At 43.0% G+C, this 16,105-nt stretch carries 12 protein-coding genes; 5 read left to right on the top strand and 7 right to left on the bottom strand.

The features are described 5' to 3' along the window. Positions 1–66: 66 nt before the first annotated feature. On the top strand, positions 67–648 hold the full coding sequence (locus ACFOET_RS10790) for a plasmid pRiA4b ORF-3 family protein (RefSeq protein ID WP_379022452.1): 582 nt from the start codon (positions 67–69) through the stop codon (positions 646–648). A 191-nt stretch (positions 649–839) separates the two neighbouring features. Here ACFOET_RS10790 and ACFOET_RS10795 read toward each other — a convergent pair whose 3' ends face one another. From ACFOET_RS10795 to ACFOET_RS10805, 3 genes are all read right to left on the bottom strand, one after another. Beyond that, entirely contained in the window at positions 840–1,250 is a 411-nt protein-coding gene (locus tag ACFOET_RS10795; RefSeq protein WP_379022454.1) for a putative toxin-antitoxin system toxin component, PIN family, read from the bottom strand. After that, the gene (locus tag ACFOET_RS10800; protein WP_146088618.1) at positions 1,237–1,455 is read right to left on the bottom strand and encodes a hypothetical protein; all 219 of its coding nucleotides are present in this window, start codon (positions 1,453–1,455) and stop codon (positions 1,237–1,239) included. Before ACFOET_RS10800 ends, ACFOET_RS10795 begins: the two co-directional genes overlap by 14 nt. A gap of 282 nt (positions 1,456–1,737) precedes the next feature. Beyond that, entirely contained in the window at positions 1,738–2,325 is a 588-nt protein-coding gene (locus ACFOET_RS10805; RefSeq protein ID WP_379022456.1) for a helix-turn-helix transcriptional regulator, read from the bottom strand. On the opposite strand from ACFOET_RS10805, the gene ACFOET_RS10810 reads away from it, so the two are divergent. After that, complete coding sequence (locus tag ACFOET_RS10810) at positions 2,315–2,824, top strand: Panacea domain-containing protein (protein ID WP_379022458.1); 510 nt, start codon at positions 2,315–2,317, stop codon at positions 2,822–2,824. The genes ACFOET_RS10805 and ACFOET_RS10810 overlap by 11 nt on opposite strands. 420 nt (positions 2,825–3,244) lie before the next feature. Here ACFOET_RS10810 and ACFOET_RS10815 read toward each other — a convergent pair whose 3' ends face one another. Next, positions 3,245–3,754, bottom strand: coding sequence for a hypothetical protein (locus tag ACFOET_RS10815; protein ID WP_379022460.1), 510 nt, complete (start codon positions 3,752–3,754; stop codon positions 3,245–3,247). Positions 3,755–4,117: 363 nt separating this feature from the next. On the opposite strand from ACFOET_RS10815, the gene ACFOET_RS10820 reads away from it, so the two are divergent. The 3 genes from ACFOET_RS10820 (at position 4,118) to ACFOET_RS10830 (ending at position 9,024) form a co-directional block, all read left to right on the top strand. Beyond that, entirely contained in the window at positions 4,118–4,531 is a 414-nt protein-coding gene (locus ACFOET_RS10820; protein ID WP_379022462.1) for a DUF3892 domain-containing protein, read from the top strand. Between the two features lie 95 nt (positions 4,532–4,626). Continuing rightward, on the top strand, positions 4,627–5,523 hold the full coding sequence (locus tag ACFOET_RS10825) for a hypothetical protein (protein ID WP_379022464.1): 897 nt from the start codon (positions 4,627–4,629) through the stop codon (positions 5,521–5,523). A 51-nt stretch (positions 5,524–5,574) separates the two neighbouring features. Further along, positions 5,575–9,024 carry a hypothetical protein gene (locus tag ACFOET_RS10830; RefSeq protein ID WP_379022466.1) on the top strand — a complete coding sequence of 1,150 codons (3,450 nt, stop codon included), beginning with the start codon at positions 5,575–5,577 and terminating at the stop codon, positions 9,022–9,024. A 47-nt stretch (positions 9,025–9,071) separates the two neighbouring features. Here the strand turns inward: ACFOET_RS10830 and ACFOET_RS10835 are convergent, their stop codons facing one another. From ACFOET_RS10835 to ACFOET_RS10845, 3 genes are read right to left on the bottom strand one after another with little or no spacing between them, the layout of a single operon-like run. Beyond that, positions 9,072–9,737 carry a DUF4391 domain-containing protein gene (locus tag ACFOET_RS10835; RefSeq protein ID WP_379022468.1) on the bottom strand — a complete coding sequence of 222 codons (666 nt, stop codon included), beginning with the start codon at positions 9,735–9,737 and terminating at the stop codon, positions 9,072–9,074. Next, the gene (locus ACFOET_RS10840; RefSeq protein WP_379022470.1) at positions 9,737–12,970 is read right to left on the bottom strand and encodes a helicase-related protein; all 3,234 of its coding nucleotides are present in this window, start codon (positions 12,968–12,970) and stop codon (positions 9,737–9,739) included. The genes ACFOET_RS10835 and ACFOET_RS10840 overlap by 1 nt, the downstream gene beginning before the upstream one ends. Position 12,971: 1 nt before the next feature. After that, on the bottom strand, positions 12,972–16,103 hold the full coding sequence (locus ACFOET_RS10845) for a type III restriction-modification system endonuclease (RefSeq protein WP_379022472.1): 3,132 nt from the start codon (positions 16,101–16,103) through the stop codon (positions 12,972–12,974). Positions 16,104–16,105: the final 2 nt, after the last annotated feature.

Genomic DNA, 16,105 nt, shown 5'->3' on the forward strand with positions numbered 1-16,105 from the left:
ACATAGATAAAGAAGGTCATGCATCCTGGGATTAAGTAAATACCTTTGCAGAAATTAAAAAGGATTATGCCCCGCTTCAAAACACTTCAACTAAAGATCACGCTTTTGGAAACCAAACCGAGCGTTTGGCGCCGGATTGTCATTCCCACCGGTTTTAATTTTTATCAGCTTCATATGGCTATCCAAGCCGCATTCGGTTGGGAGAATAGTCACCTGTTTGAATTCGGCAAACGTGCGTTAAACGACCCAGATGGTATCGGGATTCCCAATGACGAGATGCCGGTAAAAGATGCCCGTCGAGTAAAAATCAGTGCCATTTTCCGCAAAGTGAACGATAAGTTTACGTACGTATATGATTTCGGTGACTATTGGCAGCATCAAATCGTATTGGAGGAAATTACTGATAAAGAAATTTATACGGCGTATTGCATCGGCGGTAAAAACGAATGTCCTCCGGAAGATGTCGGTAACATCCGCGGTTACCGTGAAATGGTCGATACGTTTGCCCATGGCACAACAGCGGAAAAGCGGAGTTACCGCCAATGGCTTGGCCTACGAACAAACGAGGATTGGGACCCGGCATACTACAACCAACGCGAGGTCAATAAGCGCATGGCGTTGATCGCACCGGAAGACTGGATGTTTTAAGCATACCAGTTCCACAATCTTAGGGTTTGTCCTGTCGGTCGGGAGCCAGATATTCATTGAACACGATTAATTCTATCTTCGCGCCATGTTTAGCCGCGCCCTTGTTTTATTTCTATTCTTAACCAGCACATGAGTCGAGAAGATTTCCATGGTGTGGTTGACTCGATTTACTGGCAGGACTGCATACCACATCATTGTTCTAAAAACGTAGCGGCATTGATAATAGGAATATCTTTATACGGATGGAGCACGAGTAAATCTTGATCTCCGGTAATGATGGCACTCGCTTTGGCGCTCAATGCAATTTCTAGAAATTTATTATCCTTCGGATCTCGGCAATCCGTTACTGTATGGCGTGGGTTAATATATACTGCCAATGAATCGAAGTTCTCAATAATCTCTAGGCGGACAGCGAGTGGGAGATACCGATCGAATTTAGGGCGAACAAATACACCTTTAAACTCATCGGCCGTTGCTTTAGACAAGACTATACGCCCCATTCTTCGGGCGAGATTTAGCGCCTGCCTAGCGACGGAATTCGGCAATAAAAATGAACTGATTAGCGTGTTGGTGTCAAATACGAATAGCTTAATCCTCTTCACTCAGTAATTGGTTTAGTTTGGCTTCGGTTAATCCCTTTTTTTTTGCTGTTTTCCCAGCTTTATCCAATAGCTTATCAAATTCAGCTTCCTTCAACTCACGGAGTATATCAGCTATTTTACGCTCATATTCTGCCTTCAGCGCAGGAGCACTGTTTCTCCAAGCCCGGGCCAATGCACTATCAACTTCCAATACGATGCGATCCATGATTATGTTCCTTTCTGTCAAATGCATTTATACAAATTTACAAAATGTTTTCATAAACCTAAACTCTCCGCTAAATTCCATAGACGCTCGTTGAAAAATTAATGCTATAGAAGATGCTGTCGGAAACCTCATTTAATTGTGCCGTTGTCAAAGGCACAATTGAAAAAGTAGCATATGCCTCATAGAATTGCTCCATTTTTCATTAGGTTCCTTCGAGACAAACCCCTCAATCAAAAACTGCGACGCATCGTCGCAGTTTTGAAGATAACCTGTTGGTTCAAATCACCCCAACGCCCCCCTTAGCCTCTCCTCAATTTTCAGCCGGAAATCCTGCGGCTCCAATACCTTCACGCGTTCGCCGTGCGAGAGAATCACAGTCTCCAATTCAAAATTAGGGATCACGTCGATCGAAACCGTCACGCCCTCTTCCGATTTTGAAACGATCCGTTGCGACCCGTGTAGCGGTTTGGATAATATGTACGGAGCGGACTTCGCCGTAAAAAACAATACAATACGTTGCAGTGTCTGTCCCTCGATGCGGCTCACGCCGACGATATCTTCAAAATAGTCAACCGGGTCGAAACACGTATTTTCAATGAACTCCGTTTCTTTGCTTTCCTCCATGCTTATAATGCGGTCAAGTGCCAGCGTAGAAATTCGCTGTAGCTCGTCGTTCCACCCAAACAAAAACCAACGATTGTTATATTGCCGCAGGTAATACGGGTGGATGATCATCTGTACAGGTACTTCGCTGCTAAACGGGTGATACGTAAATGCCAGCACCCGTTTATAAAGGATGTGGTGAAACAAACTACCGATATGCTCTCTGCCTTGTAGATATTGGTTGGTGTCAAATCCGATGATCGGCAAAGTCTTTTTTTCAAGGAGGAACGTTTGCGTCAACGTCGGTATCATAAAAACCTTTGCACGGCCTGTCCTCAATTTAGATTTCGAAGTTTGGCAGCTTGGTCCGGTCGCAAAGGACCTCTTTGTTGATCTTAGTTCCAGCAAGCAACACCTGTTAAAAGACTACATACAAACCGCACTGGATGACGAGGGGCGGGCATACGTGTCCGCCCAGAGACCGTTTGACGATGGTGAATTTTCCGACAGTGAGATAGCCCTCATGGACTACGTGATTGATCGGTTCGGGAAATGCACGGCCAAAGAATTAGTCGGTCTCACGCACCGTCCGCATTCACCATGGACGATGACTGCTCAAAAAAATGGGGTATTAGAAGGCCTTCTGGCCGAAAAGATTATGACCACCGACCACCAAATCGATTTCAGCACCCTGTTGGATGACGAAGGAAAACAACGTTATGCGGATCATATTGAATATCTCGATATGTCCAAATCGCTACAGTAAACCATTGCATTTGCCCATTAACCAACCCTACATCCTACACCATGTTTCAGCCCGGTACCCTTATCTATTTCAATCCGTTTTATTTTAAAAATGGAGCGGCCAGTAAACCCAAGTACTTCATTGTGTTTAAAGAAATAGACCAAGGTGTTCAAAATATCTTTATCAATAAGCAATTAGAATTATAGCATCTTATTTATCATGAAAGCATTTTTATTTATCGCTATGATGGGCGTATCTATCAATTCATGCTCCCAAGAGCGCACCGTTAAAGAAGCCGAAAACCAGAAGGAATCCAACCAAGCGATCTAGCTGTTTTGTCGTTCGTTGCAGAAACAGACTGGGTTGTCCCCGGTCGGTCATGAGCCACCCACGATAATTAATGCAGACGGGGGAATTGTGGAGGATTACATCACATTACATTTATCCCACCTTCTTATAAGACAGGATTCTACGGGAGCGTCGTAAGTATTCAACCTCAACCATGTCACCCACAAGCCAATTATAGTATTCCGATTGGTTTATAAATATCTTCTCTTTTACATTTTTAGGTCTTTCGGACAGGTCTATTCTGAATTCCTTGTTTCCTTTAATCAGCTTTCCAGAAATCTTGGTCCGATAGACATATTTAACCCCATCCCTAATGTCCCTATCCAATAGTACGACATTCAGATAGTACGCAGCTAGAACCACTACTACCGCCAGAAGGGCCGAAATAACGAGTGCCTGTCCGTAGGAGTACGAATCGATTAACTTACTATGAGTGACCTTAGCCGGGAAGTATGGCATTATAGGAGTCAACAAAAGGTAGATCAGGCAAAACAGAAGTGCATTCTTTACGGTTCGAGGACGAATGTTATCACGCAATAGCGCTTTATCACTATCCGTTAATTCGTGTTTTTCAATGTCTATTTCCGGCTTGTGCTTCTTCATATTGATCCAAAATTATTTTACCCCATCTCCAAAGCGGCTCCGAACTCCAATCGGATTGCATGCCCAACGCATTAGGGTCGCCGTTCGGATAATTTTCGAATAAGCAAAGAAGCGTTGTGCAATTTTGTTCATCAATGGCAAAGGCGGCTTCGTTATACATTTGGTTCAGTAAATCCGGCTTCTTAGTCAAAGATACAAAAGATCCATCTTTTCTCCTGCTCACCGCTCTCAAAAAGATATGCCCGTTTACCAAATGAAGGACGATAGGACCTAGTTTTTAGGTCTTATCGTACCGCAAAAGGTAAAATTATCGCAAGTAGTCGATTTGTAATACTTTGTCAGTTGATAGCAAAAGACCAATTAATGTCTACAAAAACCGGAATTTCCGATTTTCCAATTATCGCCCTTACGGTTTCCCGTAAGGAGTCCATACTTACCACGGGTAGCTTTGGAGTCAGATTCTATCACATCAACAATAGCATGGCAAGCAGACACGAAATCAAATGCATCAACAAAACCAACCGTACCAACGCTCATGAGCGGATCGAGCGTATCGGCGGTATGAATGGCACCGGCACCTGGTGGTACCTCACGCAGCAGGAAGCAATTGCGGGTATCGAAGAGGGCCAGCGGGAGTTTTATGTAGCCCAGGGTGGGGCAGCCGTCAATGTCATTGTGGCCACGAGCGCCCACGGCAACAAGTACATCAAAACCGAAAACGATGGGGAGCAACCCAATAACCTACTGAGCTTACCCGAATGTCTTTTGCCTTCATAACCATAGAAGCAGCTGTAATTTAACTTGTTTAAGCTGGTTTCGGACGTATCATTATTTCGAAAAGCTGTGCTTCGTGATACCAAAATCCAAAGATTTTGGGAATAATAGAAAATTATTATATTGCCAAATCAATACGAATCTTTATGCATGCTAAACCTGTTATCTACGATTTTCCCATTCATTTGCGCAAAAATGAGTCAGTCAGCTCCCGTTACCTCCCATGGTTTCGCGAGGACATAATCTTGGCATTTGATTTTGGTCGATGGCTTCATACTTACATAGCCAAAAATTTATCATCGATTGATGAAGCAGCCCATTGGCAGGATAAAATTTTTTATTATCACCGCCGTGATGGAACGGCCGCGCAATTGTGTGCGGATTTTTACGCTAAAGGCGCTTCTGTATATCATGATTATATCCATCACTATTTTTTTGACGATCAATATGGTCCGACCGTTGCTTTTCTCCGAAGATTAGATGATACCCGTTTTTTAGCTTGGCTCACTGCGGACATCGTTAAGCAAGATGGCCAAATACATTGGCCCGATAATCTGTTTGACGATCTTGCCGATATATCATATACAAACACCATTGTGGAGGAACTTACCGTTAACACTGACCCTCAGATGGCAAAAGATCGTGTGAATATTCGGCTGTCCGACCCGAATGTCTCGTTTGATGATTTTGAAAAACACGTGTATTGCTGCGACACGTGTCAAAGCGAAGAAGTTATCTATATCGAAAAAGGCTATGATTTTTACAACATTATGGAAACCGAGTATCCATGTGGCAGGTGCGGCGAAGAAAGTGCCGCAATCAGCTCTGGCGATTTGATTTATTGTTGGGATGGCAGCGAATGGCATCCCAAGGTCGCCAATATTCCGTTAGCGTCGGGGTATTGTTTGGATTGTAGGCATTATTTTCAGAGTAAGGTTGAGGATTTGATGGTTGAATGCCGCTGTTGTGGACAAATCAAGGAAACACAAAAGTAATTATAAAAGAATATAGTCGACTATTGTCCTACCACACTATTATCGTGATAAATGTTAATTGGGCTTGTAAAATGGTTTGATTCCGAAAAGAAGTATGGCGTTGTTGGAACACCTGGCGGGAAGGAGTATTTTCTTCACATAAATAGCTTTTCGACAAACCCAAGAAAAATATTTAAGAAGACATCTATCGCCTTTCAAGAAGCTATGGATGCGAAGGGAGAAAGAAATGTGGCAAAAAAATGCCATTTGGTAGAAAAGCCCGAGGATTGGATATCGATTTTCAGTTATTTAGGTAAGCCCGACAATGTTGGTATAGAGGTCGAAGCAATCAGATACGGTAGGAGAGGCAATCCCTATTACAGAAGAGAAACACAAAATTTCAGTTTAATAGCATTATCAATCGAACAATTTCTTAAAGGAAAAGCTGAATCGGAAATAGTAAGTATTGTAACCGAGTATTTTGATAATGGCTTAAATCCCGACCATTTTATTTCATACGGTGAACACATAGAAAGCGCAATAACTAAAGTGTTTCCAAATAGTTCATCCAATATGCTCAATAAGGTCTTCGTTCATTTTCGTGAAAATCTAAACGAGGAAATCCTTTTCGCCGTATGGAAGAAGAAGAAATTCCGGTTTATTTCTTACAGCGATAAAGACGATTATGAAATACCAGAAGGTATATTAAAATCGAAAATCGATGAAATCGGTGTGCCTGAGTTAAATAGAATCGCAAACTTTAGTTTCGGTCCAGAATTTTGTTCTCAACATGTCGATACTAAGTTCAGCCGTGTTGAACATCTCTCATCTTCTGAAATTAAGAACTTGTATCAATTTCTTGGGTTTTGCAGCGAAAATAAACAAACGCAAATGAGGTTGACGCTTAATAGCCTACTCGCGCGAAAAACCGTCGCTGAATTGGCCTCACTCGCAAGTGATCTTGATTTGATAACAGACGATACTAGCTTTGTGAAATACAGTCGTCTTTTGCAGTTTATTCCTAGTCAGTTAAATAATGAGCATATTGGCCAAATAAAGAGGGAGTTTTATGATATAGTTTCCTCCCGATGTGTTGATGATTTTAAACCAGAGCTTTGGATTAAAGGGATTATTGATGAAATACCATTTGAATATGTTTCAGCGGCTTTTCTCGATGGCAACACAAAAAATGAAAAACGTATTGCTATTCTAGCCAAATCGCCACCTAACGAACAACTCGAGCTTTTAAAAGCGTTTTCAAGCAAGTATAACCACGAAAAAGCGTTCGTTTTAATCGAAGGGTTAGTGAGGAAAGAAAACTCGCTCGAATATCATTTCAAACTTTCGGAAGTCCTTTTTGACGAGGAGTTTTGGACTGACAAAAAGTGCAGTGAAATCATTAGTTTGTTTAATAACTATGTGAGAAATGAAAGTAGCGATGCGCTGAAATATGCGCTGTTTTTAAACGGATTCGTAAAAGATGTCCCTCGAAACGAAATTATTAAAAATATAGCCCAGCTTGGAAAGGATGATTGTAAGAGGATACTCAGTAATATTTCGGTTGATGACGAGGGATTTATTCAGAGGATACTGGAAGGAAAAGTGACGGACAAGAATATTCCCGATATTGATTGGCTTTATGATCTTGCGGACGAGTTTTTGGATCCGGCAGCCTTTATGCTTTTTGATAAAAAAGTATTTGAAACCATTGCACAACCCGAATATTTCAAATTCTGGTCAGTTGGAAAAGCGAAGATCTTCCCAGACAACCATATCGGAAGCATTCTGAATGATAGGTTCGAAAATTATGGCCAAATTGAAACGTGGATTAGCAGCAATATCATTTCAGCCGAACATATTAGTGGCTTCCTGTTATCCTATCTTCAAAGAGGAGACCCTGTAACAGATCGGTTTATATTCTGTAAACAGCTGAACCACATAAAATATCTACTGCAATTAAATGAAACACACCTCGAAAAAATACGACAACATCGGAGCGAATTCTACACTGTAATTCTATGGTTTTTAGATAAGGAAGACGCTCTCAATTTTGAGCTGCTTAAATCGAAATTCATTTATTTCGCCCCGGATGAACAGGTTAGAATCATACGTAAGTTGTTTTTTCTTAAAGCCTCTGGGCGTTTTGAACTAACCGTTGAAAAGCTGAATGAGCTTGCACGGTTTGATGGCGATTTGTATAAAGCAGGCTTAAATTTCAATCCTGATATACCGGTCGATATTTCAACAGATGTAGTTATTAAAGCGTTGCAGTCTTACGAGAAATATAAGCGTTTTATTGTCGAAAATGAATTATTTGCGGTGATTCTAAACGATTTAAATCTTGACAAAACAAGACGATTTAAGCTTGAGAATTATTTTGAAAGCTGTTTAGGGAGGGAAGTGGGAACGTTTGATTGGGACACACTCGGAACAATAAGCAAAATCACTGCTTTAAGCAGGAATGGTGCCAATGTAACTTATTTTGCCATAAAATTTGAATATAATCAGTATTTGATAGAACAAATAAAAAAGTTACCTGGCAGGAAATGGAATGCCGACGCAGGTCACTGGGGCGTTCCGTTACAGTATGAAAAGGAGGTTCTAGCATTTGGAAGAAAGAATCATTTCTTTTTTGATTTTGAAGGCAGTAACTACTCGAACAACACGCATTTAGTTGTGTTTGAAAGAAAAGACCGACCAAACGGAATTTCATTTTGCGAGGGCAGGCTGGCAAATCGACCGCACAAGCGTTTTAATAAAAAGTTTTGGTGGTGTGCTGGCCAGCCTTGCTTTAGTAAATGCGAAACAATTCACCCAACTGAAGAATGGGAACAGTACACCTTGCTTGATTTTTGCGAGATATTAGGTTTCGAAACGGATGAAATTAACCAAATGGGAGATTTTGTTCCTAAAGGTCATTATTATTTATTTATTGCGCTAATTAACCGCTTTAACAGATTGCTTGATAAATTATATTGTCGTGACTGTAATCATATTTTATTTCCGTCAGATTTTGGAACTGGTCATTTTGCGGCCCATACTGTGATAAGATTTCAATGCAGAAATGAGGATTGCGATAACAATGAAGAGGTGTACCTTAACCACTGCCTCAATGGACAGTGTAATTGTATTATTGATAGTAGAACTTCAAAGAAATGTCCCAATGGCCTATTTATTTGCAATAATTGCGGAAGTTGTTGCTCTCACAATATGCTACAGAGACGCTTAAAAAACTTGAAACTGAACGGTGGTTACATTCATCATAATTTAATTAGATGTGTAGAGGAACAATTAGGACACCTTGAGAGAGCGGAGTATTTTTGTTATCGGTGCGAATCTGAAATGACCGAAACGCGACCCGATGTTTTTGAGTGTTCTGATTGTAAAGTACAATATGACACAGGTAAATACAAATTCAAAAGGCCACATATTCATTTAAAAAAGGAGAAAAAGATGTACGAAAGCAATCAAAGAAATAGTGGGGATACCGCCAGCGATGACAAAATTGATTTGCCGTTCTAGCTGATTAAAAATAATGGCATGTTTTACTGTTGGTTGATTAAACAAAATCACGAATTTACTTCACCATTGCTATGGGTTCTTAGTTCCGCCCCCAACTCCTTGAGCTTTAGATTCAATTCAACCCTTTTATTAAACTGTGGAGTGCTGGCAATCCGTGATTTAAGCTTAGCTATTTCCTTTTCGAGTTTGGTAGCCGTCTGGCGTTGCTTAATAAGTTCCTCATGAGAAAGCGATGCAGCTTGCTCATTGCCGGTAAGCTGGGCACAGAAGTTATGAAATACCCAATCGAGATTTTTCCGCAACCGTATTTGGAACGGGTTTTCGTCCGTTGTTATCCATTCCGATTGGAAGGTCCAGTCAATGACCGCGTTGTTGTCGTTGGAGGGGTTCGGATGTTTTGAAGAGGCGGAGAAATATAACTCATCGTTGTATACGATGGCAAAAATGATTGGATAGGGGATAAACCTGTCAATAATATCGAGCAGTGGGGCGATATCCCTTTTTACTTTTAATTCAACGAGGAGCACCTGTATTTCGTTTATGTCTTTGGGTTCGACGTTGGTTGTGCTTGCTGATAGTTTGTGTAGCCAAGTAATCCGACCAATCCAATCAGCAAATAGCTTTTTTTGTTTCGTATTGGTGTATTTATCGAAAGTGTTTTTCGGAATCACCCGGTTAACGATAGTAGTTGGTGGAAGGTTAAAAAGTTCCATTATCGGATGATTAAAAAGGTAACCAACTTAAAGTCTTCTATACCCCTAAATCGATCGGCTAAGGCTGTGGTGCCTCCAGCTTTGAAGAGACTCAGTACATCTTTCTCTTCTTCAGTTTCCAGTATGCTACCTATGCTCTTCCTGAGTAAATTAGAATAGAACCCCATTTCGTGGTAATCCTGTGTTTCTACGCTTAATGTTTTGCAGAGTGCTTGCAGCGGTTCAGTTTGTCCTTTGCATAGTAACCGCATCGCATCGAGGATCTTCTTTGACTCGATGTGGTTCAATACCAATTCGCCGGTATCGTTTATATAAACTAGGTAATACGGATGTAGCCGATTCAGCTTGTTGATATTTACATCCGGATTGATGTTTTTCAGTACAAAAATCACTCCGGCAGAAAGACCGTTTACACATTTAGCTACCGCATGCAAGCCTTCTGGGATGTCATTAAGTTCCCCGTAGGATTTGATATAATTAGAAAGATCAATCCTGAAATCATTCAGCCCCAAGTCCGTAATGCTAACTCCTTCGCGAAGGTCTTCCAGGTCAATTACCTCCTCCTTGAGCTTTTGCAACTGTAGTTTCCGGTATTCCAAGTCTCGTTCATCGATGTTCAAAATATTATCATCGCCCGTTGCAGAGGCATTTACGATGAACATCCGGTTTTCCACGCGGTCTTTCAAATTTATGTACGTATCTAAGCTCACCGCAGGCCAGAAATTGACCATCTGGATCGTATCATTGATTGATCCGATTCGATCGATCCGTCCAAATCGCTGAATGATCCGTACCGGATTCCAGTGGATATCATAATTCACCAGATAATCTGCATCCTGTAGGTTTTGTCCTTCCGAGATGCAATCAGTCGCGATTAAAATATCGATTTCATTTTTCACCTCCGGCAACAACTGTTGTTTGTTTTTTGATAGCGGAGAGAAGCAGGTCAGGAGAGTGTTGAGGTCATTTTTTAGTTTTGAAGCTGTACTGGTTTTTCGGTCACCGGTTATCAAAGCGGTATCCAAACCATAACGATCCTTCACCACGTGGCTCACATTTCTAAAAAGATATTCAGCCGTGTCGGCAAAAGCAGTAAAGACGATTACCTTCTTGTTGTTCCCGTTCGCAGGCTTCTCGATTTTCTTGGTTATCTCGGCCAGCAGCTGCTGAAGTTTTAAGTCTGCATCGGGTGTGATATCAACCAATGATTGAAACAGTGACTCTAATACATCCAGATCGATTGCTAGGTCTTCACGCCATCTGATAATGTCCATGTCGGCGAGGTGTACCTTCACTTTCCGGCCGATGACATTTTCCTCATCGCCCCATTCCGCTTCCCAGTCAAAATTCTCATCATTGATCCGGGCCTCAATGCCGGAGAATTCGTCAATTGATTTGTTGTCTATCGCTTCGATGGTTTCCTGAATAAAACTTATAATTCCATTAAGCGTAATCCGGAAGGAATCTACCGAGCTTTCCAACCTTTTCAATAAGTTAATCCGCATCAGTATGCGCAAGCTGTTATCGCGGTCTTTTTGGGAAAGCCGTGATGTACCAGCGCGTACCATTTGTTGGTACAGCTCCATATAATACCTTTCTTTGCTAGGGAGGATGTAATTAAGTGGAGTGTAAACCGAAAGGTTTAGCAATGTCAACTGCTCGGCAATCCGATGAAAATTTACCTCACTCTTATTGCATAAATCGCTTTCAATGGAGATCGGTACTGATCGGGTAGGAAACTTACCTATGGCCGATGTGTCGTAGTAGGTGGTTATATGCTTGCGGCTGCGCGCGATTGTCAGTGCATCGAGCAACTCAAAGAAATCGAAATCCAACCGTTCCAAGAGCCCTTCTGTATTCCGTTGGTGAGGTTCCAGTCGGCTCCATTCCCGGAAAGCCGCTTGTGCACGCCGGAAAATCTGTTCTATGCCACGGTCTGTATCCAGCTTGTGGTCGATAAATTCAGGGTCTCCCTCGTATGCCAGCGCCAATTGATTCTTTAGGTCGTTAAATCGATTATTTACGGGGGTGGCCGAAAGCATAAGCACTTTCGTCTCGATCCCTTCCCGTACTATTTTGCGCATTAACGCCTGGTACCGGTTTTCGCGGGTTGCATTAGGGTTGTTGTTGCGGAAGTTGTGTGATTCGTCGATGACTACCAAGCCATAGTTGCCCCAATTCACATTTTCAAGTTGTCGGCCATTGCTCGTCCCACTCTTCCGCGTCAGGTCGGTATGGAAAAGCACATCGTATCGCAACCGATCGCCTGCCAGTATATTCGTCTTATCGTTGTGTCTGTAGCTATTCCAATTGGCTTCCAGTTTTTTGGGGCAGAGCACCAAAACATCCTTATTCCGAAGTTCATAATACTTGATAATACCCAGTGCAGAAAATGTCTTACCGAGGCCCACACTGTCTGCTAAGACGCAGCCGTTGTACTTCTCCAATTTGTTGATTGCACCGATTACCGCGTCCTTTTGGAAGTTGAATAATTTGCTCCATATCAGCGTGTCTTTAAAGCCGATTTGCTCATCAGGCAGTTTGTCCAATGAGATATCCTTCAGGAAGTCATTGAAAATATTATATAACGTAATGAAGTAGATAAACTCCGGGCTGTTCTCTTTGAAAGCATTCTCAAAGTAGCTCTGTACACGTTCGGTTACGTCAGCAAGGTCGTCCGTGTTCTCCCATATTTGGTCGAATAAATCGAGGAATGCCTGGCTATTGGGAAATTCCACGTTTTGGATCAGCGTGGGGAAACCCTTCTTGGGGGCAAAGCCTAGTCCCGGCGTTGTAAAACTGTCAACACCGGTATAGACGTGGTCACTGCGATCGGAATTCCTGATATGAATCATTCCACTCAGGGGCTGTTGCGCATGTTTGTTAGATTTAAAGGTTGCTTTTTTTTGCACCCAGGCAGAGCACTCCTTAGCAATGGCCCGCTGGTTCAGCTGATTTTTGAGCCGGAGCTCAACTTCACCGCCGCAAAGCTCTGCCTCTTTGAATAAATGCGGAATAAAAAATTTAGGGACCTCCTTTTTAAACTTTTCCTCTACAAAAGTAGGGGAGGTGAAGATAAAGCGCAGCTCATCGATTTTTTCCAATTCGTGTTTCAATGCCTCATACGCATAAATCGAAAAGGAAGCAGCCGCAATGCTAACCTGACTTCCCTTTTTAAGGCTCCCTTTCAGCTCGTCGCCCAAGCGCGTATGGATGTTATCGATGAGTTTCATGTTAGCGTACTATTTCCATCATCCGTTCGTAGCTGTTCACGGTTGCAAATCGTACCACACCTTCGCTGATAGCTTCGAAATGCTGTTCCGCACAATGAATCTTCAGCTGTTCAATTTCGCGAAGGTCCAGTACCGAATCGGAACCTTTCGTTTCAGCCACGAAATAGATGTGGCGTACCAGGTCCTTTTCAAAAACGATAGCCCAGTCGGGGCTGTATTTGGCTACAGGGGTTGTTATATAAAAGCTCTTGGGCAACTTGGCATACACTACTACCTCCGAACTGTTTTCAAGTGCTTGCGCAAACGCAGCTTCCACCTTAGAATCTGTGGTCAAAAAATCGTAGATATGCTTTTTGAGCAATGCTGAATTGCGGAGCGCATTTTTGTCGTTTGTAAACACCGTTTTGGCATCGTACCGTTCGTCCGTTTTATGATATACAATGTTGTTAATGACCAAGCTGGCTTTTACATTGTTAATAATTTTGGCGCACTTGGCGATAAACTCTTCCGGATTTTTACGTACCAATAAGAACTTTTCCTCCCGGATTGCCTTTAAAATATGCACAATCGTGCGGCGGGTCAGGTCAGTCAATACTTCAATCTCACCAACAATATCGTAAGTAGCTTCAGAGCGAATCTCTTTTGAGAGCTTCACGAACCCTCTATTCGATTCCCTCAGCAGCGTCCCCGCTTGCATTTCTTCTTTCGTCCCTTCATGCAATTCACCCGTTTTCACTTCAAATACGCGGTCGGCTACATGAAGGTCAGCGTTGATCTGGTTTTTGGCATCCTGCACCAATTTGTCCGTGTCAAACTGAACCTCGTAGATGGTCTTAATGTTTATTTTATCCCACAGCGCCTGGAACTCCTTGCGGTTAAAGTTTGCATTGGGGTTTAAGGTAACGGTTTGCCGCTCATCTTCCGGCTTGAATGGTTCACCGGTATAAACTGCTTTTAGCAGTAAGCAAATGGATGCTTTAAAAGGCTCCAGGTGTTCCGGTACGAAAATCTCATTACGCTCAATCAGTTCCCTTCCGGCCTGTGTAATCCTGTCGTCATCGTCAACAATGTCATGCTTATACAATAGTTTATTCAGTTTATTCGCATCGTCTCTGGTGAGCCGCAGCGTCTCGTCGTTAGCGTTTGTCACCATTTTGCCAACGAAGTAATCGATGTCGGCTTTGTGTGGACGGTCTTTCAGTGTCAGTGCGATTTCTTGCTGAAGCCCCCTGGCAAACGATTCGTAATTTTCCGACGCAATTACCGTCAATTTATTAATTTCGTGTACCTGCTCACCCACTAATTCAAAGTCTTGGCGTACGCCACGCTTGTCTACACATAGGCGCATACCGCGTCCTACCTCCTGTCGTCTTCTGGTTTGGCTGCCGCCTTCAGCGCTTTTCAGTGCACATATCTGGAACACGTTGGGGTTGTCCCATCCTTCTTTCAATGCCGAGTGCGAGAATATAAAACGCGTAGGCTCTTCGAAACTAAGCAGTCGTTCTTTGTCTTTCATGATCAGGTCGTATGCCGATATGTCGTCAGAATCGTCGCTGCCGCGTTTCGTCACCGGATTCACGGATTTTCCTTTTTTGTCGATGGCGAAGTATCCGCCGTGCACTCGATGTGGATCATCCCGTTCCAAATACTCGGTATATCCCGTTGGCATATAACCCTTGTGCACATAGCCCGGATCACTGTCTTTCAGGTATTCGTTGTATTCCTGATGGAACAGGTCCAGAAAATTGCTGCGTACGTTGTTGTATTCCTCCTCAAATATCCGTGCATATTCGCCTAGTTGTTCCTCGCCATGTTCATCATATACCCGGTAATTTTCAACTGAATCAATAAAAAACAAGCTGAGCACCTTTATCCCTTTATCAAAAAGTTGCTTTTCCTTTTGCAGGTGGGAGAGAATGGTTTCCCTTATTTGCACCCTTCGGAACGCCAATTCATCGTTGTCGTTCAGAATATCGCCGGGGTAGATATCCTGCCCATTGATCACCACCTTATTCAGATAGCCATTTATCTCGGTAATGGTATGGTTTTTATATGCCGGCATGTTGCCGGAAAGCTCATAGAGGTTGTCGCCCTCAGACAGTTGTCGGCGCACCTTCTTTACGCTCGTTCCCGACCGTTTTTCAAACTCAATCACCGCAAAGGGTGGTTTGGTGGTACTCAAGCTTATCTGCTCCAGGTACAGGTATCCGGTCGTTCCCGTAGCGCCTCGCAGGTTAATGCCTTTTACCTGAATTTTCTTTACCAACTTACGGTTATACGCATCCAACGCGTCCAGACGGTATATCTTATTGTATTCTTCCCCTTCGGCGTGGGTGGCGGAATAACGCAGTGTGAACAACGGCTTAAAGTCTTCCATGCCCTTTAAGGTTTTCGATCCTTGTTTGCCGACTGACTGTGGCTCATCGATGACCAATATCGGGTTGGTTTGTGCAATGATGTCAATCGGCCTCCGAGAACCGAACTGATCCAGTTCTTGATAGATCCGGCGGGCATCCGCGCCGCTGGCATTAAACGCCTGGGTGTTGATGATCATTACGCTGATTCGGCTGTCTGAAGCAAAGTTCTCAATATCCTGCGGTATACTTGAGTTGTAGATAAAGGGATTGATTTTATGCCCGTATATTTCCTGGAAATGTTCCTGCGTAATTTGAAACGATTTATGCACGCCCTCACGGATAGCGATGCTTGGCACGATGACTATAAATTTGCTCCACCCGTACTGCTTATGCAGCTCATACATGGTGCGGATGTAGGTGTACGTCTTTCCCGTACCCGTCTCCATTTCGATGGTAAGGTTGTAGCCAATATTCACGCCTTTCGTCCGTTCGATTTGCTCGCTCTCATTGAGGTCCTGGCGGCGTTGCACCGTAATTATGTTTTCAAGCACTTGGCTTTCCGAGACATGCAGCGCCGCGTTGCGGTAGCCAATGGCTTCCTCGATCTCGTAGCCGAATTCCAGTGCTCCTGCAGCGGCCAGCTTCGCCCTGCGCATGATTTCCCGGCTGCGCTCCAAAGAGAAACTATGCGTTTTTACCGGCTGTCCGGCAAAACAGTCTACCACCGCTTTCACGGCTTGCAGTTGAAAATCCTGTTCTTTGAATTGAAGTTTCATTG

The sequence above is a fragment of the Parapedobacter deserti genome (assembly GCF_042646065.1).
GTDB classification, from domain to species: Bacteria; Bacteroidota; Bacteroidia; order Sphingobacteriales; family Sphingobacteriaceae; genus Parapedobacter; species Parapedobacter deserti.

Excerpts from the sequence above, each read along its gene's own strand:
- ACFOET_RS10790 (WP_379022452.1), top strand. The coding sequence starts at position 67 with ATGCCCCGCTTCAAAACACTTCAACTAAAGATCACGCTTTTGGAAACC.
- ACFOET_RS10800 (WP_146088618.1), bottom strand. The coding sequence starts at position 1,455 with ATGGATCGCATCGTATTGGAAGTTGATAGTGCATTGGCCCGGGCTTGG.
- ACFOET_RS10810 (WP_379022458.1), top strand. The coding sequence starts at position 2,315 with ATGATCGGCAAAGTCTTTTTTTCAAGGAGGAACGTTTGCGTCAACGTC.
- ACFOET_RS10815 (WP_379022460.1), bottom strand. The coding sequence starts at position 3,754 with ATGAAGAAGCACAAGCCGGAAATAGACATTGAAAAACACGAATTAACG.
- ACFOET_RS10820 (WP_379022462.1), top strand. The coding sequence starts at position 4,118 with ATGTCTACAAAAACCGGAATTTCCGATTTTCCAATTATCGCCCTTACG.
- ACFOET_RS10830 (WP_379022466.1), top strand. The coding sequence starts at position 5,575 with ATGTTAATTGGGCTTGTAAAATGGTTTGATTCCGAAAAGAAGTATGGC.
- ACFOET_RS10835 (WP_379022468.1), bottom strand. The coding sequence starts at position 9,737 with ATGGAACTTTTTAACCTTCCACCAACTACTATCGTTAACCGGGTGATT.
- ACFOET_RS10840 (WP_379022470.1), bottom strand. The coding sequence starts at position 12,970 with ATGAAACTCATCGATAACATCCATACGCGCTTGGGCGACGAGCTGAAA.
- ACFOET_RS10845 (WP_379022472.1), bottom strand. The coding sequence starts at position 16,103 with ATGAAACTTCAATTCAAAGAACAGGATTTTCAACTGCAAGCCGTGAAA.